15 protein-coding genes and 3 rRNA genes are annotated in these 23,084 nt (G+C 61.8%); 3 read left to right on the top strand and 15 right to left on the bottom strand.

Annotated elements, in window-relative coordinates:
- The 9 genes from rrf to pheS all read right to left on the bottom strand — a co-directional run.
- A 5S ribosomal RNA gene (rrf, locus tag HMPREF1484_RS10680) occupies positions 1-94 on the bottom strand; the annotation flags it as partial.
- Between the two features lie 89 nt (positions 95-183).
- Positions 184-3,248: ribosomal RNA gene (locus HMPREF1484_RS00005) — 23S ribosomal RNA — on the bottom strand.
- Positions 3,249-3,621: 373 nt separating this feature from the next.
- Positions 3,622-5,139, bottom strand: a 16S ribosomal RNA gene (locus HMPREF1484_RS00010).
- A gap of 526 nt (positions 5,140-5,665) precedes the next feature.
- Positions 5,666-6,940, bottom strand: a complete 1,275-nt coding sequence (gene tyrS / locus HMPREF1484_RS00015) for a tyrosine--tRNA ligase (RefSeq protein WP_016662951.1) — start codon at positions 6,938-6,940, stop codon at positions 5,666-5,668.
- Positions 6,941-7,012: 72 nt separating this feature from the next.
- Positions 7,013-8,473 (bottom strand): argininosuccinate lyase, encoded by a 1,461-nt coding sequence (argH, locus tag HMPREF1484_RS00020; RefSeq protein ID WP_016662952.1) that lies wholly within the window; start codon positions 8,471-8,473, stop codon positions 7,013-7,015.
- A gap of 5 nt (positions 8,474-8,478) precedes the next feature.
- Positions 8,479-9,720 carry an argininosuccinate synthase gene (locus HMPREF1484_RS00025; RefSeq protein WP_016662953.1) on the bottom strand — a complete coding sequence of 414 codons (1,242 nt, stop codon included), beginning with the start codon at positions 9,718-9,720 and terminating at the stop codon, positions 8,479-8,481.
- Positions 9,721-9,771: 51 nt separating this feature from the next.
- Positions 9,772-10,314 carry an arginine repressor gene (locus HMPREF1484_RS00030; RefSeq protein WP_016662954.1) on the bottom strand — a complete coding sequence of 181 codons (543 nt, stop codon included), beginning with the start codon at positions 10,312-10,314 and terminating at the stop codon, positions 9,772-9,774.
- Between the two features lie 167 nt (positions 10,315-10,481).
- Positions 10,482-13,076: a phenylalanine--tRNA ligase subunit beta gene (pheT, locus tag HMPREF1484_RS00035; protein ID WP_016662955.1), complete on the bottom strand. Its 2,595-nt coding sequence runs from the start codon at positions 13,074-13,076 to the stop codon at positions 10,482-10,484.
- Positions 13,077-13,079: 3 nt separating this feature from the next.
- A complete protein-coding gene (gene pheS / locus HMPREF1484_RS00040) occupies positions 13,080-14,150 on the bottom strand; it encodes a phenylalanine--tRNA ligase subunit alpha (protein WP_040386609.1) in 1,071 nt (356 codons plus the stop codon).
- 260 nt (positions 14,151-14,410) lie between these two features.
- Here pheS and HMPREF1484_RS00045 point away from each other — a divergent pair, with 260 nt between their 5' ends.
- Positions 14,411-15,514, top strand: a complete 1,104-nt coding sequence (locus tag HMPREF1484_RS00045) for an S-(hydroxymethyl)mycothiol dehydrogenase (RefSeq protein WP_040386612.1) — start codon at positions 14,411-14,413, stop codon at positions 15,512-15,514.
- A 39-nt stretch (positions 15,515-15,553) separates the two neighbouring features.
- The gene (locus HMPREF1484_RS00050; protein ID WP_016662958.1) at positions 15,554-16,189 is read left to right on the top strand and encodes an MBL fold metallo-hydrolase; all 636 of its coding nucleotides are present in this window, start codon (positions 15,554-15,556) and stop codon (positions 16,187-16,189) included.
- A gap of 18 nt (positions 16,190-16,207) precedes the next feature.
- On the opposite strand, the gene HMPREF1484_RS00055 is transcribed toward HMPREF1484_RS00050, so the two are convergent.
- Positions 16,208-17,215: a carbohydrate kinase family protein gene (locus tag HMPREF1484_RS00055; RefSeq protein ID WP_084813894.1), complete on the bottom strand. Its 1,008-nt coding sequence runs from the start codon at positions 17,213-17,215 to the stop codon at positions 16,208-16,210.
- 91 nt (positions 17,216-17,306) lie between these two features.
- Here HMPREF1484_RS00055 and HMPREF1484_RS00060 point away from each other — a divergent pair, with 91 nt between their 5' ends.
- The gene (locus tag HMPREF1484_RS00060) at positions 17,307-18,695 is read left to right on the top strand and encodes a hypothetical protein (RefSeq protein WP_016662960.1); all 1,389 of its coding nucleotides are present in this window, start codon (positions 17,307-17,309) and stop codon (positions 18,693-18,695) included.
- Here HMPREF1484_RS00060 and HMPREF1484_RS00065 read toward each other — a convergent pair.
- The 5 genes from HMPREF1484_RS00065 to infC are packed head-to-tail and all read right to left on the bottom strand — an operon-like array spanning position 18,683 to position 22,900.
- Positions 18,683-20,779, bottom strand: coding sequence for a cytochrome c oxidase assembly protein (locus HMPREF1484_RS00065; RefSeq protein WP_016662961.1), 2,097 nt, complete (start codon positions 20,777-20,779; stop codon positions 18,683-18,685). The two genes, HMPREF1484_RS00060 and HMPREF1484_RS00065, sit on opposite strands and share 13 nt — an antisense overlap.
- The gene (locus HMPREF1484_RS00070; RefSeq protein WP_040386323.1) at positions 20,776-21,651 is read right to left on the bottom strand and encodes an RNA methyltransferase; all 876 of its coding nucleotides are present in this window, start codon (positions 21,649-21,651) and stop codon (positions 20,776-20,778) included. The genes HMPREF1484_RS00065 and HMPREF1484_RS00070 overlap by 4 nt, the downstream gene beginning before the upstream one ends.
- Before the next feature lie 8 nt (positions 21,652-21,659).
- On the bottom strand, positions 21,660-22,040 hold the full coding sequence (gene rplT / locus HMPREF1484_RS00075) for a 50S ribosomal protein L20 (RefSeq protein WP_016662963.1): 381 nt from the start codon (positions 22,038-22,040) through the stop codon (positions 21,660-21,662).
- A gap of 48 nt (positions 22,041-22,088) precedes the next feature.
- The gene (gene rpmI / locus HMPREF1484_RS00080) at positions 22,089-22,283 is read right to left on the bottom strand and encodes a 50S ribosomal protein L35 (protein WP_016662964.1); all 195 of its coding nucleotides are present in this window, start codon (positions 22,281-22,283) and stop codon (positions 22,089-22,091) included.
- Between the two features lie 29 nt (positions 22,284-22,312).
- Positions 22,313-22,900: a translation initiation factor IF-3 gene (infC, locus tag HMPREF1484_RS00085; protein ID WP_051120580.1), complete on the bottom strand. Its 588-nt coding sequence runs from the start codon at positions 22,898-22,900 to the stop codon at positions 22,313-22,315.
- Between the last annotated feature and the right edge of the window lie 184 nt (positions 22,901-23,084).

Consider the following 23,084-nt stretch of genomic DNA (forward strand, 5'->3'; position numbering starts at 1 on the left):
ACACCCTCCCGAGTGCAGTACCATCGGCGCAGTTAGGCTTAGCTACCGGGTTCGGAATGGAACCGGGCGTTTCCCCAACGCTATGACCACCGAAACAACCAAAACCCTCCCCACAAACAAGCAGGGGGTGTGGAATGTCAACCACACAGTGAACGCGAACACACAAACAAAGCAAACAAGAGTGCTAGTAAGTCATCGGTCAATTAGTACCAGTCAGCTCCACACGTTACCGCGCTTCCACATCTGGCCTATCAACCCCGTCATCTACAGGGGACCTCCCACACACAAAGTGTACGGATATCTCATCTCGAAGCAGGCTTCCCGCTTAGATGCTTTCAGCGGTTATCCCTTCCCAACGTAGCCAACCAGCCATGCCCTTGGCAGAACAACTGGCACACCAGAGGTTAGTCCATCCCGGTCCTCTCGTACTAGGGACAGGCCTTCTCAAATATCCAACGCGCGCAGCGGATAGGGACCGAACTGTCTCACGACGTTCTAAACCCAGCTCGCGTACCGCTTTAATAGGCGAACAGCCTAACCCTTGGGACCAACTCCAGCCCCAGGATGCGACGAGCCGACATCGAGGTGCCAAACCATGCCGTCGATATGAGCTCTTGGGCAAGATCAGCCTGTTATCCCCGGGGTACCTTTTATCCGTTGAGCGACACCCATTCCACAATGAGGTGCCGGGTCACTAGTTCCAGCTTTCGCTCCTGCCCGACATGTCTGTCTCGCAGTCAAGCTCCCTTGTGCACTTACACTCAACACCTGATTGCCAACCAGGCTGAGGGAACCTTTGAGCGCCTCCGTTACTCTTTAGGAGGCAACCGCCCCAGTTAAACTACCCATCAGGCACTGTCCCTGAACCAGATCATGGTTCGAAGTGAGGAATCCAAAACGACCAGAGTGGTATTTCACCAACGACTCCACCAACACTAGCGTGCCAGCTTCTCAGTCTCCCACCTATCCTACACAAGCCGTTCCGAACACCAATACCAAACTATAGTAAAGGTCCCGGGGTCTTTCCGTCCTGCTGCGCGTAACGAGCATCTTTACTCGTAATGCAATTTCGCCGAGTTCGCGGTTGAGACAGTGGAGAAGTCGTTACGCCATTCGTGCAGGTCGGAACTTACCCGACAAGGAATTTCGCTACCTTAGGATGGTTATAGTTACCACCGCCGTTTACTGGGGCTTAAATTCTCAGCTTCGCCCACAAGGGGCTAACCAGTCCTCTTAACCTTCCAGCACCGGGCAGGCGTCAGTCCGTATACAGCGACTTACGTCTTCGCACGGACCTGTGTTTTTAGTAAACAGTCGCTTCTCCCTGGTCTCTGCGGCCATCAGTGCTCTCACACCTCAGGCCCCCCTTCTCCCGAAGTTACGGGGGCATTTTGCCGAGTTCCTTAACCACGATTCTCTCGAACTCCTTAGTATTCTCTACCTGATCACCTGAGTCGGTTTAGGGTACGGGCAATAGTGCTCGTCACGCCGGAACTTTTCTCGGCAGTCCAGGATCACCCACCTACCCCAATAAAGGGTCCTCATCACGACTCACCCACAAGAGCACAACATTACTCGCACTCGGGCTGCTCGCTTGAACGGGGACAACCATTACCCCGCGGAAGCTACCTCACTGCGTCATCCCACACGCTGACCTACTACGCACTTGGTTCCCAGCCTCACCACCAACAACCAACCCAAAGGGAAGGAAGCAGCAGCTCGGGTGGTTAGCATCACACGCCTCGGTATGGGTCCTCACACTATCGGTACGGGAATATCAACCCGTTATCCATCGACTACGCCTGTCGGCCTCGCCTTAGGTCCCGACTAACCCGGGGCGGATTAACCTAGCCCCGGAACCCTTGATCATTCGGAGGACGGGTTTCTCACCCGTCTTTCGCTACTCATGCCTGCATTCTCACTCGCATAGCCTCCACCACTGGGTTCCCCCGCAGCTTCACCGGCCACACGACGCTCCCCTACCCACCCCACACAAAATGGAGTGACACAGCTTCGGCGGTGTACTTGAGCCCCGCTACATTATCGGCGCAGAATCACTTGACCAGTGAGCTATTACGCACTCTTTCAAGGGTGGCTGCTTCTAAGCCAACCTCCTGGTTGTCTCAGCAACTCCACATCCTTTCCCACTTAGCACACGCTTAGGGGCCTTAGCTGATGTTCTGGGCTGTTTCCCTCTCGACCATGAAGCTTATCCCCCACAGTCTCACTGCTACGCTCTCACGTACCGGCATTCGGAGTTTGGCTAAGGTCAGTAACCCGGTGGGGCCCATCGCCTATCCAGTGCTCTACCTCCAGCACGAAACACGCAACGCTGCACCTAAATGCATTTCGGGGAGAACCAGCTATCACGAAGTTTGATTGGCCTTTCACCCCTATCCACAGGTCATCCCCTCCATTTTCAACTGAAGTGGGTTCGCGCCTCCACACGGTCTTACCCGCGCTTCACACTGCCCATGGATAGATCACTTCGCTTCGGGTCTAGAGCCGGCGACTGAACGCCCCATTCAGACTCGCTTTCGCTACGGCTACCCCACACAGGTTAACCTCGCCACCGACCACTAACTCGCAGGCTCATTTTTCAATAGGCACGCCGTCACCCCTCAAGGCTCCGACGGATTGTAAGCACACGGTTTCAGGTACTCTTTCACTCCCCTCCCGGGGTACTTTTCACCTTTCCCTCACGGTACTAGTCCGCTATCGGTCACAAGGAAGTATTTAGGCTTACCAGGTGGTCCTGGCAGATTCACACCGGATTCCACGAGCCCGGCCCTACTCGGGGCAACACCACGCCTGGCCATGCAGTTTCAGCTACGGGACTCACACCCACTATGGCGCCCCACTCACAAGGCTTCACCTACCACACACCACGACGCCACAACACCGGTAGATATTGTGTAAATGCACCCCACAACCCCACACCAGCAACCCCTACCGAGTCTCACACCAGCATGGTTTAGCCTCCTACGCTTTCGCTCGCCACTACTCACGCAATCACTATTGTTTTCTCTTCCTAAGGGTACTGAGATGTTTCACTTCCCCTCGTTCCCCCCACACCACCTATACATTCAGCGGCGGGTACCACGACTCACATCGCGGCGGGTTTCCCCATTCGGACATCCCCGGATCACAGGTCGGTTGTCACCTCCCCGAGGCTTATCGCAGACTCCCACGTCCTTCATCGGCTCCTTGTGCCCAGGCATCCACCGTATGCTCTAAGTAACTTAGAAACACTCAAAAATGAACACATAGACCAAAAACATTGAACTATCTGTAACAAAAAATTGCTTACAAGATGCTCGCGTCCACTATGCAGTTGACAAACAACACCCCCACACCCACCACCACCAACCACAGTCAGCAGCAACAGGAAGGGACAAGACCAAAACGCTCACGCGTGCAGCCTCACACCCCAATAGTGTGCCCACAACAAGCAACCCCCAACCGCACTCTTTCCAACCCCACAACAGGGCGTACTCAAACACAACCAGAAAGCCACTCATCTTTTATTGATGTTCCACCCAGCCCCATACGCGCTGCACACACACGGCACAGAACACGCACACCACAAAAAGCAGTGCAGGGCAAAAGTAAACTCCTTAGAAAGGAGGTGATCCAGCCGCACCTTCCGGTACGGCTACCTTGTTACGACTTAGTCCCAATCACCGATCCCACCTTCGACGACTCCCCGCATAAAGCTTGGGCCATCGGCTTCGGGTGTTACCGACTTTCGTGACTTGACGGGCGGTGTGTACAAGGCCCGGGAACGTATTCACCGCAGCATTGCTGATCTGCGATTACTAGCGACTCCGACTTCATAGGGTCGAGTTGCAGACCCCAATCCGAACTGAGACCGGCTTTTTGGGATTAGCTCCACCTCACAGTATCGCAACCCATTGTACCGACCATTGTAGCACGCGTGAAGCCCAAGACATAAGGGGCATGATGATTTGACGTCGTCCCCACCTTCCTCCGAGTTGACCCCGGCAGTCTCCCATGAGTCCCCACCCGAAGTGCTGGCAACATGGAACGAGGGTTGCGCTCGTTGCGGGACTTAACCCAACATCTCACGACACGAGCTGACGACAACCATGCACCACCTGTGCACCAGTCCAAAGAAAACCACATCTCTGCAGCGATCCAGTGCATGTCAAGCCTTGGTAAGGTTCTTCGCGTTGCATCGAATTAATCCGCATGCTCCGCCGCTTGTGCGGGCCCCCGTCAATTCCTTTGAGTTTTAGCCTTGCGGCCGTACTCCCCAGGCGGGGCACTTAATGCGTTAGCTACGGCGCGGAAAACGTGGAATGCTCCCCACACCTAGTGCCCAACGTTTACGGCATGGACTACCAGGGTATCTAATCCTGTTCGCTCCCCATGCTTTCGCTTCTCAGTGTCAGTAACGGCCCAGAGACCTGCCTTCGCCATCGGTGTTCCTCCTGATATCTGCGCATTTCACCGCTACACCAGGAATTCCAGTCTCCCCTACCGCACTCTAGCCTGCCCGTACCCACCGCACGCCCAAGGTTAAGCCTCGAGTTTTCACGGCAGACGCGACAAGCCACCTACAAGCCCTTTACGCCCAATAATTCCGGACAACGCTTGCGCCCTACGTATTACCGCGGCTGCTGGCACGTAGTTAGCCGGCGCTTCTTCTGCAAGTACCGTCACTTTCGCTTCTTCCTTGCTGAAAGAGGTTTACAACCCGAAGGCCGTCATCCCCCACGCGGCGTCGCTGCATCAGGCTTTCGCCCATTGTGCAATATTCCCCACTGCTGCCTCCCGTAGGAGTCTGGGCCGTGTCTCAGTCCCAGTGTGGCCGGTCGCCCTCTCAGGCCGGCTACCCGTCATCGCCTTGGTGAGCCACTACCTCACCAACAAACTGATAGGCCGCGAGCCCATCCCCCACCGAAAAACTTTCCACCACAACCCATGCGGGCCATAGTCATATCCAGTATTAGCCCCGATTTCTCGGAGTTATCCCAAAGTGGAGGGCAGGTTACTCACGTGTTACTCACCCGTTCGCCACTAATCCACTGTGCAAGCACAGCTTCATCGTTCGACTTGCATGTGTTAAGCACGCCGCCAGCGTTCGTCCTGAGCCAGGATCAAACTCTCCATTAAAAAACAGAAAAATCTAAACCCAGCAGAAACAAAACAATCAACATTACGCTGACCATCCAGAAATTGAACAAGAAATTCAATGTTCCTGCCAAAAAATTGGCATCAATAAACAGACACACTATTGAGATATCAAACAACACGCGCACACCCCACTCGCCCCATTTCCGTGGGGCTCGCGAGGAGCTGATGTTCGCCGGAAGTTCACTCGACCTCTCGGCGCGAGTCACTAGCTTAGCAACCCTTTCCGATCCGGTCAAGTTGACTCACCGTGTTCCGTGCCACTCTTTACCGGATGCTCACCCGGGGTTCGTGCACGATCTTCACGGCGGCCACTCTCGGCCGCGGTTGGAAGTCGAATTTCTCCGGCTTCGCGAACCAACGAACAAAGACATTACGCGACCCCACCCCCCTGGTCAAGCCACATGGGCGCGCGCGTGCTCACCGCCACAATGCAAAGCGCCTGCGGCCCTTATCGAGGGGGCAGCAGGCGCTAAGTAGGCGAGTTCAGCAGCAGTTCACCGCGTGCTCAACTTGCAACTTTCACCATGGCGGCATTCTTCTTGCCGCGCCGCAGCAGCAGGTAGCCACCGGCAAGCATGGTGTAGGCGCCTAGATCGGTCTCAAGAACGTCGACGTCGCCCGCGATCTTTTCGCCGTTGATCGAGAGGCCCCCTTCCTTGAGCGCCCTCCGCACTGCGCCGTTCGAGTTCAAAAGCTCGGTAGCTGTAAAGGCCTCGACGATGTTCGCCGTCGCGGGAAGCTCCACACACGGGAGCTCCCCTGCGATCACGGCAACCGTCGGACCATCGAGCTCACGCACATCTCCGCGCCCAAACAGCACCGATGCCGCCGACTTCGCCTGGGCCGTGGCCTGCTCGCCGTGAACGAGGGTCGTCATATCGTCCGCGAGAAGCTTTTGCGCCGCACGTTCATGCGGGCGCTCGGCCGTTGCCGACTCGACCGCTGCAATTTCTTCCTCGGGACGGAACGTAAAGTAACGCAGGTACTTGAGCACGTCGCGGTCGTCAGCTCCGAGCCAGAACTGGTGGAAGGCATACGGACTCGTGAGCTCGGGATCGAGCCACACGGCGCCGCCCTCGCTCTTACCGAACTTCGTTCCATCGGCCTTCGTCACGAGCGGGGTCGTGAGGGCATGCGTTTGCACGCCCTCGACCTTGCGGATCAGCTCTGCACCGCCAACGATGTTGCCCCACTGGTCGTTTCCGCCATACTGAAGCGTCACGCCGTAGCGTCGGTACAGCTCAAGGAAGTCCATCGCTTGGAGAATCTGGTACGAGAACTCGAGGTAGCTGAGGCCCTCTTCAGAGTTCAGGCGTTTCGCGACGATTTCCTTCGACAGCATCGTGCCCATGCGGAACTGCGAGCCGTAGTCGCGAAGGAAACTCAAGACGTTGAGATCCTTGGTCCAGTCGTAGTTATTGACCATCGTGACCCCGAATTCGCCTTCGGGATCGAGGAAGCGCTCAATCTGGCCGCGGAGCGACTCAACCCAGGTCGCCACGATGTCGGCCGAATTCATCTTGCGCTCGCCCGACATGCGGGGATCGCCCACGAGGCCCGTAGCGCCGCCGACGAGGGCGAACGGCTTGTTGCCCGCGAGCTGAAAGCGGCGCATGGTGAGAATCTGTGTGAGGTGCCCAACGTGGAGGGAGGACGCGGTCGGGTCAAAACCGCAATAGAGCTTGATCGGGCCCTCGTTTGCTGCGGTGCGGATCGCCTCGATCCCGGTCGAATTCACCAGCAGGCCACGCCATTCAAGCTCGTCAACGATGTTGACCATCGTGCCTCTCCATTCCTTTCGTCAGGGCGGCTCTCACACGCCGCGCATCTTCTCCACAGTAGCGCACGCCCCCTAGAGAGGCTTCGCGAACTCCCGCAGTTCGCTCGAGGTCACTTTTGCGTGTCGAAGCTGGGTCGCGACGCTTTTTCGCCCCGTTCCCCCTTTCGAGGAACGCGAGTCGATCGATCCGAGGGTTGTGAGAACGCCGCGCACCTCGGGCTTGAGAGAGGGCGAGACCGACGCGAGATCCTCGTCGCTCAAGTCCCACAGCTCTTCGCCTCGCGATTCTGCGAGTTGGACGCATCCGCCGGAAATCTCGTGAGCCTCGCGGAAGGGAACTCCCTGGCGCACGAGCCATTCGGCGATATCCGTTGCCAGGGCAAAACCGCGCGGCGCGAGATACGCCATTCGTTCGGTGTTGAAGGAGAGGGTACGCACCATGCCCGCGAATGCCGGCAGGAGCAATTCGAGCTGGTCGGTCTGATCGAACAACGGCTCCTTGTCTTCCTGCAGGTCGCGGTTGTAGGCAAGGGGCATCGCTTTGAGCGTTGCGAGCAGCCCGGCGAGGTCGCCGATGAAGCGACCGGCCTTGCCGCGCGTAAGCTCGGCGACGTCGGGGTTCTTCTTTTGCGGCATGATCGATGATCCGGTCGAATAGGCATCGTCCAGGGTCACGAAGTCGAATTCCTTCGTGTTCCACACGATGATCTCCTCAGACAGTCGCGAAAGGTCGACTCCGAGCATCGTGAGACACCACGAGTACTCGGCGTACACATCGCGCGCGGACGTGCCGTCAATCGAATTTTCGCTCGCCGCATCAAAACCGAGTTCGACCGCTACTGCCTCGGGGTCAAGCCCAAGTGACGATCCCGCGAGGGCACCCGAGCCGTAGGGCGAGATCGCTGCGCGCGCGTCCAGGTCACGTAGCCTCTCGACGTCGCGCATGAGCGGCCACGCGTGGGCGAGAAGGTGGTGCGCGAGTAACACGGGCTGGGCGTGTTGAAGGTGGGTGCGGCCCGGCATGGGAGCCTCGGGGTATTCCGACGCTTGCTGGATGAGTGCGTCTACGACATCGAGCGTGAGTGCCGCAATCACGCGGGCGTGGTCGCGAATATACATGCGCCCAAGGGTCGCGACTTGGTCGTTGCGTGAACGGCCCGCGCGAAGCTTCCCTCCGAGGGCCGGGCCGGCGATTTCAAGAAGGCCTCGCTCGAGGGCGGAGTGCACGTCCTCATCGCTCACGTGTGGCGTAAACTCCCCGGTTTCAACGCGCCGCCCGAGCTCGTCGAGCGCCGCGAGCATGTCGCGAAGCTCGCTCTCACTCAAGAGCCCCGCGCGTGCGAGGACGCGCGCGTGCGCCTTCGAGCCGCGCACATCGTACGGCGCGAGGCGCCAGTCGAAGTCGGTGGACTTGGACAGGGCAGCCATGACGTCGGCGGGACCGGAGGCAAAGCGTCCGCCCCACAGGGCGACGCGTTCGACGGATTCCTCCGGCGCATCTGCGCACCTGTGTGCCTCGTGTGTATCGCTCACGTGTCTCACTCCTCGCTAGCGCCGACGTTTGCCTCGAGGGAGGGTGCGTTGCCGAACTTTTCATCGCGAGCCGTTGCCTGCTTCGAGCCGAGACCGTAGATCTCAATGAAGCCTTTCGCATGCGATTGGTCGAAGGTGTCGCCTTCGTCGTAGGTCGCGAGATTGAAGTCGTAGAGACTGCTGTCGCTGCGGCGACCGGTAACCGTCGCGCGGCCGCCGTGCAGGCGCATGCGAACCTCGCCACTCACGTAACGCTGGGTGTCGTCGATGAAGGCCTCGAGTGAGCGCTTGAGGGGGCTAAACCACTGGCCGTCGTAGACGAGATCAGTCCAGCGGTCCTGCACCTCACGCTTGAAGCGCCCCTGCTCGCGCTCGAGGGTCACACGCTCGAGTTCGCGATGCGCCTCGATGAGCGCCATCGCTCCCGGGGCCTCATAAATCTCGCGCGACTTGATACCTACGAGTCGGTCCTCGACGATGTCGATGCGGCCAATTCCCTGAGCTCCAGCACGGCGGTTCATCTCTTGGATCGCTTCGAGCGGACTCAATGCACGAGAGTCGATAGCGACCGGGATGCCGCGCTCGAACGTCACGACGAGCTCATCGGCGACCGGTGGAAATGCCGGGTCATCCGTGTAGTTGTACACGTCTTTCGTCGGCTCGTTCCAAATATCCTCGAGGAACCCGGTTTCGATAGCGCGCCCCCAAACGTTCTGGTCAATGGAGAACGGGTTGTGCTTCGTCGTGGTGATCGGAAGGTTGTTTTTCTCCGCGTAGTCGATTGCCTTGTCGCGAGTGAGTGCGAGGTCTCGCACGGGTGCGATGCACTGAAGTTCCGGGGCGAGCGAGGTAATTGAGACCTCGAATCGCACCTGGTCGTTACCCTTGCCGGTGCAGCCATGCGCGACGGTGCTCGCACCGTATTTCTTTGCGGCCTTCACGAGGTGTTTTGCGATCACGGGGCGCGAAAGCGCGGAAACGACCGGGTATGCGTCCATGTACAGGGCGTTCGCTTTGAGAGCGGGCATGCAGTATTCGCTCGCGAACTCCTCACGCGCATCGGCGACGTATGCTTCGACGGCTCCGCAGTCCAGCGCACGCTTGCGGATTACTTCGAGGTCTTCACCTCCCTGGCCAACATCCACCGCACACGCGATGACGTCAGCGCCCGTGGCGTCGTGGATCCAGCCGATAGCCACGGATGTATCGAGACCGCCTGAGTAGGCAAGAACGATGCGTTCTGTCATGGGGGTTTTTCCTCCTAGGTCGAGTGGATCGGGGTGGCTCGCATCCGTGCTCTACGTGTGATCGTCGACTGCTGCCCGGCGACCGTCGGCGAGCTCGCGCAGCGTAGACGCGAGTTCGCGCCCCTGCGCTGCGCCGCGAGCGACAATGAGGATCGTGTCGTCTCCCGCAACCGTGCCGAGGATCGAGGGCAGCACGGAGTGATCCAGCGCGCTCGCGAGATACTGTGCGGCTCCGGGCGGCGTGCGCACGACCACCAGGTTGTCGCTTGCCTCCGCGCTCACGAGCAGCTCTTCCGCAAGACGTTGAAGCCTCGCCGCGTAATGTTCTTGCGAGGGCGGGCGTCGCAAACTGTGAACCCGCTCGCCTCCTTCGGGAGGAAGCATGTACACGAGAGAACCGGAGCTCGAGCGCACCTTTTCGGCACGCAGCTCCACGAGGTCGCGCGACAGCGTCGCCTGAGTAACGCTCACGCCGTCTTTCTCCAAAAGCGCGAGAAGAGCGGTTTGCGATGTGACCTCGGTGCGGTTCAGGATGTCGACGATCTTGCGTTGGCGCGAGATCTTGGTCTGCGGTTGCTGCGGTTGATCGCTCATCGATGTCCTTTCATGCCGCGGGGGTCCTCGCGCGGGCGGCACACCGCGCACCACCAAAGCATTCTATTGCAGTCGTATGCATGACTATACATAAAGAGCCTGAGCCCCGCCGCTCAATGCAAGCGACGGGGCTCAGGCCGACTTCTTACCCGCGAGGGGCGAAATCCTTAGGCGCGCAGCTCACCACCCACGGCCGATTCAACCGCGGCGATGGCTCGGGCACGAATCTCGTCGATCTCGGCACCCTTGAGCGTTTTCTCATGCGGCCTAAGTCGCACGGCGAATGCGAGCGACTTCTTGCCCTCAGGAACCTGGTCACCACGGTATTCGTCAAAGAGGCGAACCTCTTCCGCAACATCGCCAATCCCCACGATGAGGGCCGCACGCACGGCCTCGGCGGGCGTGTCGTCATTCACGACGAACGCAAAATCTTCCTTGGCGATCGGGAATGTCGAGATCGGCTCCGCCGGCACCACGGCGGGTGCGGACTCAATCACGGCTTCGAGATCAAGCTCGAACGCAGCCGCGTTCTTCGGAAGACTGAACGCCTTGATGACCGCCGGGTGAAGCTCGCCGGCAACGCCCACACGCTCCCCCTCAACGGTCGACAGGATCGCCGTGCGACCCGGGTGGAAAGCACTCGCTGTTCCCTGTTCGACCACGAGTTCGGTGCCGGCAGCGGCAGCGACGCGACGCGCGAAGGCAATCGCATCGGCCCAGTCCCACGCACGAGGCTCGGTCAACGGCCCCGCAGCAGTGATGGGGCCGCCCGCCACGAGCGCAACGTGGCGATCTTGCTTCGCGAGCGAAGAAGCGATCTCCTCCAACTCGGCATCGCTGGGGCGCGAGGAAGCACTCGGCACCGGAACGCGTTCGCCTCGCTTTTCGAAAACGAGACCGGACTCGAAGACCGCAACCGAATCCTCGCCGCGCGCGAGATTGCGCTGGGCAACGGGAAGAAGGGTTTCGAGAATCGCCGTTCGCATGAGCGGTTCATCGTCAGCGAGAGGATTGAGCAGGCGCACCGCATTACGCAGCGGAGAATCCTCCGGCAAACGAAGCTTCGCGAAAGTCTTGTCGTTCGTGAACGGGAAGCTCACAACTTCGGTCGCGCCCGCCTCGGCGAGGGCATTTGCGACGGCACGCCTCGCCCGCTGGGCGCGAGTGAGGCCGCGCCCGCCGGGGGCCGACGGCAGCCTCGACGCAATCGCGTCATAACCCTCGAGCCGCGCAATCTCCTCGACGAGATCCTCGGGGATGCGAAGATCGCCGCGCCACGTGGGCGGAACAACCGTGAGAGTTTCCTCTCCGTTGTCTCCCCCTGCGGCGGAAGATACGGTGCAGCCGATCTTCTCGAGCGATCCGACGACCTGCTCACGCGTGTATGCAACGCCCACGACGCGCTCCGCGTAGTCAAGGGGCAGCGAAATTTCGGCTGCGGTCTCCTTACCGGCGCGCGCATGCGTTCGGTTCGAGTCAAGCGTTCCACCGCCGTACTCGACGAGGAGCTGGGCGGCACGCCGGGCTGCAACCTCCACCAGCACAGGATCGACCCCGCGTTCGCCACGCTTGCCGGCCTCGGACACGAGCTTGTGGCGGCGCGCGGTGCGCGCCTGAGTCGTCGGGTCGAAGTGCGCAGCCTCGATCACGACATCGACGGTCGAGGAGTCGACCTCGGTTTCGCTTCCGCCCATGACGCCCGCGAGCGCGACGGGACGTGCGCCATGACCACCGGTCGAGTCCGCCACCACGAGGTCCTCGGGGTGAAGCGTGCGGGCCTTGTCGTCGAGAGTCGTGAGCACCTCGCCTTGCTTAGCGCGGCGCACCACGATCGGTTCCGTAAGCTTCGCGGCATCGAACATGTGCAGCGGCTGGCCGAGATCGAGCATGACGTAGTTGCCGACGTCGACGATGAGCGAGATCGGACGCATGCCAGCGAGCGAAAGGCGCTGCTGCATCCAGCGAGGGCTAGGCGCCGAGGTGTCCACGCCGTTCACGCGCTGGGCGACATAGGAGGTCGCGCCGACGTTGCCGCGGATCGGGGCGTCATCTTCGAGGAGGACCTGAATGCCCTCACCGCTTGCCTCGGGCACCTCGACCTCAAGGGCGGGGTCGGTGAAACGCGCCCCGGTCGCGTGGGAGTACTCGCGCGCAACGCCTCGCATCGAGAAGCAGTAGCCGCGATCGGGCGTCACGTTGATTTCGACGACTTCCTCATCGAGGCCAAAAAGGGCGATCGCGTCATCGCCTGGCTTCGCTTCGATACCTTCGGCGATCCCGCGGCCGAGAACGATGATGCCGTCCTCGGAATCCTCGCCGAGGCCCAGCTCACTGGTCGAGCAGATCATGCCGTCGGAAAGGTGACCATAGGTCTTGCGTGCCGCAATCTCGAAGTTCCCGGGAAGAACTGTTCCGGGAAGTGACACGACGACGAGGTCGCCCTCGACGAAGTTGTGCGCACCGCAAATGATGCCGCGGCTCGGGACTTCTTCGCCGGGCTGCGGATCTTTCGGATTGTCGAGTGCTTCATTGTGCGCCTCGCCAACGTCGACGCGGCACCAATTGACGGTCTTACCGTTTTTGTGGGTTTCCTTGACGAGGTTCAAGACGCGGCCCACGACGAGGGGCCCCGTGACCTGAGCGCCAAAGATACCTTCTTCCTCGAGGCCGACGGAGACGAGCGAGGCTGCGACAGCCTCGGCATTAGCGCCATCGGCAAGCTCAACGTGTTCGCCGAGCCATGAAAGGGGAATGCGGGGCATTGCTCAGATCTCCGTTCCGTAGTGCTGGGAGAAGCGCACGTCGCCCTCCACAATGTCGTGCATGTCCGTTACCGAGTTGCGCAGCATGAGGATGCGCTCAATTCCGAGGCCGAACGCGAAGCCGCGGTATTCACTCGGATCGATCCCGCACGCGCGAAGCACAGCGGGGTTGACCATGCCGCAGCCGCCCATTTCAATCCAGCCCGTTCCGCTGCACACGCGGCACGCGGGATCCGCATCGGCATCGAGACCGTTCTTCGCCTCGCATTTGAAGCATCGGAAGTCCATCTCGGCGCTCGGTTCGGTGAACGGGAAGTATGAAGGACGCAGACGCGTGATCGGCTTGCCGCCAAACAGGGCCTCGGCGACTTTGTCGAGCGTACCCACGAGATCCGCCATCGTCAGATCCCGGTCAATCGCGAGCCCCTCGACCTGGTTGAACACGGGGGCGTGGGTGGCATCGAGTTCATCGGTACGGAAAACTTTGCCGGGGCAGGCGATGTAGAGGGGAACGCCGCGCTCAAGCAACGTGCGCGCTTGAACGGGAGAGGTGTGCGTTCGCAGCACCTGGCCGCTTCCCTCGGGCGCCACGTAGAACGTGTCTTGCATCTGGCGCGCAGGGTGGTCCTCGTCGAAGTTGAGCGCGTCGAAGTTGAACCACTCGGCTTCGATCTCTGGGCCTTCGGCGATTTCCCAACCGAGACCAACGAACACGTCCGCAATGTGGTCCTGGAGGATGCCGAGCGGGTGGCGTGCACCGCGCGGAAGCCGGTCAACTGCTGTCGTGACATCCACGCGATCCTTCGCGAGCGCCTCAGCTTCCTCCTTCTCGGCGATCTCCTTCGAGCGCGCCGCGAGCGCCTGCTGCACGCGCCCCTTGGAACCGCCGATGAGCTTGCCAGCAGCGGCTTTCTTCTCGTTGGGCAGATCCTTAATGCCGCGATTCGCGCGTGAAAGCGGGGAATCGTCCCCGACATGGGCGATGCGCACCTGCTTGATCTCGGCCGACGTCGTGGCCTCCGCAATCGCGGCGAGCGCAGAATCGACCGCGCGGGCGATCGCCTCCTCGCTCATGTCCACACTGTTCGTCACATCTGACACGAATTCTCCACATCCTCACGTTGACACAGCACGCGCGCATGCCCGCACTCGATCGCCGCTGGCATCGGATACATACGCGGGGTGCACGTTCTTTGCATTAGCAATGATACGTGGGCGATACGGTGGGGCTTGCACGCCCTCTCAGCGCAAAGCTCCGCACCTGGCGGCGCACGCGCACCCTTCCGGGCGTTCACCCGCGCCTTGAACCGCGCGACAACAGAAAGGCTCCCCTCATGCCCACGACAGTCCAAGGACTCGTCTCCTTCGCCGCACATGAACCCGCAGAGGTCGTCGACATTATGATTCCCGAGCCCGGCCCGCGCGACGTGATCGTCGACGTGAACACGTGCGGGGTGTGCCATACCGATCTCGCCTACCGCAACGGAGACATCACCGACGACTACCCGTTTCTGCTCGGTCACGAGGCAACCGCAGTCGTGAGTGAGATCGGCGAGGATGTCACCCACGTCGAGGTTGGAGATACCGTCATCCTTAACTGGCGCGCCGTGTGCGGGCAGTGCCGCGCATGCAAAAAGGGTGAGCCGAAATACTGCTTCGACACCTTCAATGCCTCGAAACCGATGACCCTCACCGACGGCACCGAACTCACGGCCGCCCTCGGCATCGGCTCCTTCGCCGAAAAGACCCTCGTTCACGAACTCCAGTGCACGAAGGTCGATCCCAATGCCGATGCGGCAGCCGTCGGCCTCCTTGGATGCGGCGTCATGGCCGGAATCGGCGCGGCGCTCAACACGGGCGAGGTCCAGCGTGGTGAGTCGGTTGCAGTGATCGGCGCGGGTGGCGTCGGCCTCGCCGCCGTTGCCGGCGCAAAACTCGGGGGCGCCACCACGATCATCGCTCTCGACCTCGACGACAAGAAGTTTGACAAAGCACGCGCCCTCGGAGCCACCCACACGGTTGCCACGAAAGGGCTCGAACCCGAGGAGGTTGCCGAAAGAATCCGGGAGCTCACGGGCGGCTTTGGTGCCGACGTCGTCGTCGATGCCGTCGGTATCCCCGCCACGTACACCGCGGCCTTCTACGGGCGCGACCTCGCGGGGCGTGTTGTCCTCGTCGGCGTACCAAACCCAACCGCCGAGATCACGCTGCCCCTGATCGACGTGTTCAGCCGGGGCGGCTCCCTCAAGAGCTCGTGGTACGGGGACTGCCTGCCCGAGCGCGACTTTCCTTACCTCGCTGATCTCTTCGCACAAGGCCGCCTGCCCCTCGACGAATTTGTGAGCGAACGCATCGCGCTCACGGATGTCGAGGGCGCTTTCGAGCGCATGAAGGGCGGCACCATCCTCCGCAGCGTCGTGGAAATGCCACGCGCCTAGATCCAACCCTCACGCACATCACCGAAAAAGGACTTCACCATGAACCTCCGAATCGACCATGCCGTCACCGAGGGCACATTCACCCTCGACGGCGAGACATTCGACGTCGCCAACAACGTGTGGGTCGTCGGCAACGACGAGGACTGCGTCGTGATCGACGCTCCACACGACATCGACATCATTGAAAAGCTCGTGGGCGAGCGTACGCTCCTCGCGATCCTCTTGACGCATGCCCACGACGACCACGCGCGTTTTGCCCCTAAGCTCGCCGAGCGCTTTGACGCACCGATGCTCCTGCACCCGGGCGATAAGAAGCTGTGGGCACTCACCCACGGGGATCTCGAATGGGATGCCGACCTTGAGGACGGCGACGCTTTCAGCATCGCCGACCACGAGCTCAACGTCATCCACACGCCCGGGCACTCCCCCGGGTCGGTGTGCTACCTCCTGCGCAGCACCACCGAAGGCGAGCCCGATCAACTGTTCTCCGGCGACACGCTCTTCGAAGGGGGCCCCGGCGCGACCGGACGCTCCTACAGTGACCGAGGGCAAATTGAAGACAGCATTCGCGAAAAGCTCTTTAGCCTCGACGACGCGACCATCGTTCACACGGGCCACGGCCCGGATACAACGATCGGCGCCGAGCGTGAGCGCGCGAAGGGCGACTGGCTCTAAACGCGCCTCACGCCGCGATTATCGCGAAGCGAGCTGGTCGAGGGTCTCCTCGACCAGCTCTTTTTCTCGCGCTCCATACGTGCCAGCGAAAGCGCTGAGCGCCTCTCGGCCCGGCGGCATACCGTGCGCGGCAGCACCCGCAACGCGCGCAGCGGCGACGAGCTGCGCAAAATCGAGAGCCTCCCCGAGCTCACGCCCCGCGACCACCGCGGTCACGAGCGCCGCCACGAGCGTGTCCCCCGCTCCCGTCGCATTCGCGCGCTCGACGACAAACCCCGGCCTCTCGAGCACCTGACCGCGACCCGCATCGATCGCGACAAGCCCCTTTCGGCCACGAGACACCACGACGAGCTCCACCCGATCGGCAAGTGCGCGCGCGGCCTCGAGCGCGGAATCGGTGCGTGTGTAGCGTTTGGCTTCCTCGTCATTTGGGCAAAACGCGTAGCAATGCTCGAGGTGGCGCAAGATCGCCGGATCCCACGCGCCCGAGTCGTCGTGGCCAACGTCGGCCCAGATTCGCGTGCCGCGCTCCCGCTCCCCCGCAAGCAGAGGCATGGTGTCGCGCTCGAGCGAGACCGTGAGGTGCTGCGCTTGCTCGGCAAGAACATGCTCGGTCGTCGCAAGCGGAGCGCTCGGCAGGCCCCCCGTGTAGAACATGCGATCGCCTTCGTACGGGATCGCCGCTGTACACGGAACATCCCAGCCCGCGCGCCTCACGCTCGCTCCGAGTCCCACACCGTCGGCCTCGAGCATCGGCTCGACGAGTCGGGAAATGGGCCCTTCACCAAGCTCGGTTCCGAGCGTGACGTCCATATCGAGCGCCGCCGCGGCACGCGCAACGTTTGCCGCGCCTCCAACAGCGAGGGCAACGGACTGCGTATGGCACTCCTCGCCAAGCTCCGGGAGCTGGGTGAAAGGCGTGAAAAGGACATCGAGGAACACAGGTCCCACGCATGCGAGATCACGAAGCGATAGGGTCGTTGGTGCCGCATCGTTGCAGGCTAGATCTTGATTCAGGTTCGTCACGTAAAAAGGCTATGGCGCGCACGGGCGCCCGTCAAAGACGCGAGTGCACCTGTCGCACTCGTTCACACCACACCCATGAGGAGGCCCTCACATGAAACTCACGCTGCTCGGTGGAGGAGGCTTCCGCGTCCCGCTCATGGTTCGCACGCTCCTCAAGGACAGCTCCGAACAGCGGGTTCGCGCCCTCACCCTGTGGGATGCGAATGAGGAGCGTTTGCGCACGATGGCGCGGATCGTCGAGGCCATGACCGCCTCGGTGCCCCACGCGCCGAGCGTACGCATCGCTACTGACATGCGCGATGCAGTGCGCGGAGCCGATTTTGTTTTCAGTGCGATTCGCGTCGGCGGCACCGATGGCCGCGCGCAGGACGAGCGCATCGCGCATTCGTGCGGCGTGCTCGGCCAGGAGACGACGGGCTTCGGCGGCCTGAGCTACGCACTTCGCGGTATTCCCGTGGCGAGGGCCATCGCGGAGGCAATCCGCGAAGAAGCCCCAAGCGCCTACCTCATCAACTTCACGAACCCCGCGGGAATCATTACCGAGGTCTCGAGCGAGATTCTCGGTGACCGCGTGATCGGCATTTGCGACTCCCCCGTGGGCCTCGCCCGCCACGCCCTCACAGCACTCGAAGATGCCGGCGAGGTCGATACCGGCACGAGCAGCCGCATTTTCGAAACCGGCGGTCCGGTACACATCGACTACCTGGGCCTCAACCACCTCGGTTGGGTGCACCGCATCCTCGTGAACGGCCGCGATGTTCTCCCCACGGTTCTCGAGCGCCCCGACCTCATTGAATCGTTCGAGGAGGGCAAGCTTTTCGGCGCCAAATGGGTTCAGCACATTGGCGCGCTGCCGAACGAGTACCTACACTACTACTATTACGCGCGCGAGGCTCGCCTTGCCGACGACCGCGCGGAAGCAACGCGCGGGATCTTCCTCGCCGCCCAGCAGGCCGACTTCTATCGCGAAGCCGCGCAGCTCGACGGGCACGCGGCATTCGAGGCATGGAACCGCACGCGTGAAGAGCGCGAAGAAACGTATATGGCGACGAACCGCGAAGCCGCGGGTGGAATCGAGCGCGAGGCCGCGGACATCGAATCGGGCGGTTACGATCGCGTTGCGCTCGCCGTGATGAAGGCCCTCGCCTTCGATCAGGCGACCGAGCTGATCGTCAACACGCCCAATAGGGGCCGCATTCCGTCGCTCCCGGACGATGCCGTCGTCGAAGCTCCGTGCCGCATCGACTCCAAGGGCGCGACGCCACTGGACGTCACCGGGCTCACGGGCCACCAGCTCGCACTCGTCACCCAGGTAAAGAACGCCGAGCGCACCGTAATCGCTGCTTCCCGCGAGGGAAGCGCCGATCTGGCCGTCGAGGCGTTCTTCTCCCACCCGCTCGTCGACGGCGTCGGTGTCGCGCGCGAGCTGCTCGCGAAGGCCAAAGAAAGCTTCGCCGAGGACCTCGCCTACCTACGCTGAGCGGAATCAGACTCATCGCCTACGTGCGTGCCCTCGCCATCCTGTAGGGCACGCAAGTAGGCGTTGTAGTTTTCGAGCTCAGCCCCACCGTCGCGCTCCGCCTTGCGGTCATAGTTACGGGCCGCCCTCTCTTCGCTGCGCGACCACTGGATTCCCGCGATGAGGGCATAGAACGCCGTGGGGACCTCGCTGATACCCCACATGATCGAGCCGCCCGCAAATTGCTGACGCTCAAGTTCAGCGCGCGGGAACATATTGAGAAGCGTGTACCAATCTCCGCCGATGAGCCAGGTCGCGCTCACGACAGCGATGCCAAAGAAGGCGTGGAACGTGAGCGTCACAAGCAGCGTGACGAGCTTGAGTACGGGGCTTATGGGCTTTTGGGCGGGGTCGATGCCGATAATCACCCACGCAAACAGGTAGCCCGCAAGGAGGAAGTGGACGGTCATGAGGAGGTGACCGACGTGTTCGAACATCGCCCACGTGAAAAACGGGGTGAAATAAAACAGCACGAGCGAGCCCGCGAAGAGGAAACCCGCAATCGGCGGGCTTGAGACGACGGTCGCGTAGCGCGTGTGAAGGATCGCGAGGATCCACTCGCGCATGCCGCGCGAGCCGTCGCTCCTGGGCGTCGCGGCCCGGCTGAGCATCGTGACCGGCGCGCCGAGTACGAGAAGCGGCGGGACAATAACCATGAGCGCCATGTGCTGGGTCATGTGGGCATCGAAGCGCACGCGCCCGAACGCGGCCGCACCACCGCTCATCACCCAGAAAAGTGCGAGACACCCCGCAAGCCAGAAGATCGTGCGCGAGTGCGGCCAGTGGTCTCCGCGTGCACGCAGACGGGCAAGCCCCAGGAGGTAGAGCACGGCAAAGAGAGCAGCAACGCCCGTGAACATCCAGTCCATCTGCCATACGGTGACGAGGCTCAGGAGGGAGAACTCGCCGCTCGGAGGCTCGTATCCCACGAGAGAAAGTACGCGATAGGTCTCGGGCGGCACGTACTGGGGTACGGGCGGCTCGGAACGGCCGAGGGCACTTGAGGCGCCGAGAATGACGGCAGCAATGAGCACCTCCACGCGCGCGAGGCGAGCGAAAGCGCGGCGGGCTGCGCGCTCGACATGCGCGTGGGCCGGTCCGACGGTTCCCTTCATCCTGTCGCCGCGCGCGACGGAGGTGTAGGTATTCACAAGCGGGGTGAGCGCGCGGCGCCGTTGCGCGTACCCAATCGCGGCGATGGCAACCGTAAGCAGGGCCTTGAGAAGCACGAGCCATCCGTAGCGAGTGGTGACGAATTGCGCGGGGTTTTCCAGCCGGATCGCGGCGTTGATGATCCCGGAATAGACGAGCGCGAGGATGGCAAAGAGAGCCCACGGGCTATAGCGCTTGAGCCACGTTGCGAGAGTCGCGGTATCGGTTCGGTGTGCTTCGGCAAGAAACACGAGGAGCGGACCGAGCCACGTGAGAACGCCAAGGAGATGCGCGATCATGGCGTTGACGGCGTTGAGGTGGTCGGTCGAGTTGCCGGCGTGCCCGAGGAAGCCGAGGGCGATGACGCTCAGGGCAAGCAGGGCGGTCAGCCACCCTGCTCCGCGCAGGTGCCTCGTGAGGGCGCCGATTCCCGCGGATAGGAGCGCGAAGACGAGGGCCCACACGGTGGCGCGCCCCAGGTCGGTCCTCCATATGAAGTATCCGAGCTGCTGAGGGGACATCGACCCCCGCGCGTTGGCGTACGTGAGATAGGTGCCGAGCGCGAGGAGCAGCCCGTAGCCGAGGGTGAAGCGTACGGCGAGCCGGCGCTGCCGATCCTGCATATCGCTCAGACGAGGGCTCTTGTGGCCGCGCGTGCGGCCGACGCCCGGTTGAAAGAGGCTTAGCGTGAGGGCATAGCCGAAGGCGAGGGCAAGCGCGAGGTATTCGGCGCACTTGACGGCGACGACAAGGTCGTTGGTAATGGTGCCAAACGTGCTCGCAAGCGGTCCGTTTGCTTCACCGGTGAGGGTGAGGCCAAGGACCCCGGCGAGACCACCGGCAACAATGACGAGGACGCTCAGGGGCAGGAGAGTGCGCGAGAGTCCTTTCACCGCGCACCTGCTCGTGCGCGCGCCGACTCGAACAAACACAGGGTTGTGGCCGTTGCAAGGTTGAGAGATTCGGCGCTCCCGTAAATCGGGATGGCCACGCGAGCATCGGCCGCCTCGAGCGTTGCCGCGTCAAGACCGTGGGCCTCGTTGCCCATGAGCCACGCGAGGCGCTCGGGAGGAGTCCAGTCAAAAAGATTCTGCGCACCGCGCGGGCTCGTCGCTGCCGTTGCGATGCTGCGAGAGCGCAGCGCATCGAGGAGTTCCCCCATGGGGACCTTGCGGGCAAAAGGAACGTGAAAGAGGCTTCCGGCACTTGCGCGTACAACCTTGGGCGCGAGCGGGTCGACAGAGCCCTCGGAAAAGAACACGGCGTGGGCACCGGAGGCGTCGGCCGTGCGCATGACGAGCCCGGCGTTACCGGGGTCCTGAAGGCGCTCGCACACGACGATCGTCACGGGCCCCGTCCCCTGGGCATCGAGCAGATCACGCCAGTCACGCTCCACACTTCGCGCAACGGCGATGGCACCCTGAGGATTTGTGACGCTCTGATGGCCCTGCTCGCGCACCATGGCCTCAATGACGTCGGGGGTGACGAGGCGCGGGCGCGCGCCGACCGTCTCAGCAAGCTGCTCGAGCTCCGGATGTGCGTCGCGCGCTTTTGTCGTCAGGTAGAGCTCGTCGAGGATGCCATCCCGCCCCTCGGCTCTGTCGCGAGCTTCGCGTTCGAGGAGTGCGCGTATCGCTTGGGGCCCCTCCACCCGGAATCGACCTTCGCGCTGACGCACTGAGCGCCCGGAAAGGGCGGCGATTTTTCCGACACGCGCACTGCGCGGCGTCAGCATCGCACCCTCCGGGCGCTCAGAGTGTGTCATTGGGTAGATCAGGCTACCGGTGCGTTGACGTCCTTCGGGAGGGCGTTCTTCGCGATGGTCACGAGCTGGGCGAAAGCAGCCGAGTCGTTCACGGCGAGTTCGGCGAGCATACGGCGATCAACCTCGACACCCGCGAGGCCGAGGCCCTGGATGAAGCGGTTGTAGGTCATGCCGTTGGCGCGTGCCGCAGCATTGATGCGCTGGATCCAGAGGCGACGGAAGTCGCTCTTGCGAACCTTGCGATCGCGGTAGCTGTAGGTACCCGAGTGGAGCACCTGCTCCTTCGCCTTGCGGTACAGGCGCGAGCGCTGACCGCTGTAACCGGAGGCCTGTTCGAGGATCTCCCTGCGCTTTTTCTTGGCGTTGACCGCCCTTTTCACGCGTGCCACGTGATTCTCCTTTGGTCGAAATGAAAAGTCTTATGGGGTGCTGAAAACTCAGCGGCCAAGCATGCGCTTGAGGTTCTTGACGTCGCTCTTGGCAACGTCGGTCACGCCGGCGAGGCGGCGCTTGTGGCGCGAGGTCTTGGCCTCGGCCTTGTGGTACGCGTTTGCGCGTTGGCGCTGCAGCTTGCCGGAGCCGGTGATGCGGATGCGCTTCTTCGCACCGGAGTGCGTCTTGTTCTTCGGCATAGTGCCTGTTCTCCTTCTGATTAAGCGCCCTATTCGGCGCTGGCTTCCTTCGCTGCGGCCTTTTCCGCATCGCTCTTGCGCTTGCGGGCTTCGGCGCGAGCCTGGGACTTCTTCTTGTGCGGCCCGAGCACCATGACCATCGTGCGGCCATCGACGCGCGGGTGGGATTCGACGAAGCCTGCTTCAGCGACGTCCTCAGCCATTCGCTGCATGAGCTTCATGCCCATTTCGGGGCGCGACTGCTCACGGCCGCGGAATCGAATCATGACCTTGACCTTGTCGCCACCGTTGAGGAACTTCTCGACGTTGCGCTTCTTGGTCTCGTAGTCGTGCGTGTCAATCTTGAGGCCCATGCGAATTTCCTTCTGCTGGGCATTGACCTGGTTCTTGCGCGCCTCGCGAGCTTTGAGCTTCGCTTCGTATTTGAACTTTCCGTAGTCCATGAGGCGTGCGACCGGTGGGTTCGCACCCGGAGCAACCTCGACGAGGTCGAGATCGGCTTCGTTCGCGAGCCGCAACGCGTCTTCGATACGGACTTCCCCGACCTGTTCACCGTTGGGCCCCACAAGAAGGACCTTGGGCGAGCGGATCTGCCCGTTGATTCGCTGTTCGCTGATGACTGCTCCTCACACAATAGAAATGCCTGGAACATCAAAAAAGGCCCCCGTGCATGCGGAGGCCCAACTCACGCGAGGGTGCGTGAGTCTCGTACTGACCCGGCAGCCTCGGCCGCTCGGGTGGGAGTGGGCTCCACTTGTAAGGGAACGCGAATGTTCCGAACAACAACGTTAGCAGGCGGCG

This window comes from Dermabacter sp. HFH0086 (genome assembly GCF_000413375.1).
GTDB lineage: Bacteria > Actinomycetota > Actinomycetes > Actinomycetales > Dermabacteraceae > Dermabacter > Dermabacter hominis.

What these genes read in the sequence shown, in the direction of transcription:
- tyrS (WP_016662951.1), bottom strand. Translation starts at nt 6,940, where the DNA reads ATGGTCAACATCGTTGACGAGCTTGAATGGCGTGGCCTGCTGGTGAAT.
- HMPREF1484_RS00025 (WP_016662953.1), bottom strand. Translation starts at nt 9,720, where the DNA reads ATGACAGAACGCATCGTTCTTGCCTACTCAGGCGGTCTCGATACATCC.
- HMPREF1484_RS00030 (WP_016662954.1), bottom strand. Translation starts at nt 10,314, where the DNA reads ATGAGCGATCAACCGCAGCAACCGCAGACCAAGATCTCGCGCCAACGC.
- pheT (WP_016662955.1), bottom strand. Translation starts at nt 13,076, where the DNA reads ATGCCCCGCATTCCCCTTTCATGGCTCGGCGAACACGTTGAGCTTGCC.
- pheS (WP_040386609.1), bottom strand. Translation starts at nt 14,150, where the DNA reads ATGAGCGAGGAGGCGATCGCCCGCGCGGTCGATTCTGCGCTCGCCGCG.
- HMPREF1484_RS00045 (WP_040386612.1), top strand. Translation starts at nt 14,411, where the DNA reads ATGCCCACGACAGTCCAAGGACTCGTCTCCTTCGCCGCACATGAACCC.
- HMPREF1484_RS00050 (WP_016662958.1), top strand. Translation starts at nt 15,554, where the DNA reads ATGAACCTCCGAATCGACCATGCCGTCACCGAGGGCACATTCACCCTC.
- HMPREF1484_RS00060 (WP_016662960.1), top strand. Translation starts at nt 17,307, where the DNA reads ATGAAACTCACGCTGCTCGGTGGAGGAGGCTTCCGCGTCCCGCTCATG.
- HMPREF1484_RS00070 (WP_040386323.1), bottom strand. Translation starts at nt 21,651, where the DNA reads ATGACACACTCTGAGCGCCCGGAGGGTGCGATGCTGACGCCGCGCAGT.
- rpmI (WP_016662964.1), bottom strand. Translation starts at nt 22,283, where the DNA reads ATGCCGAAGAACAAGACGCACTCCGGTGCGAAGAAGCGCATCCGCATC.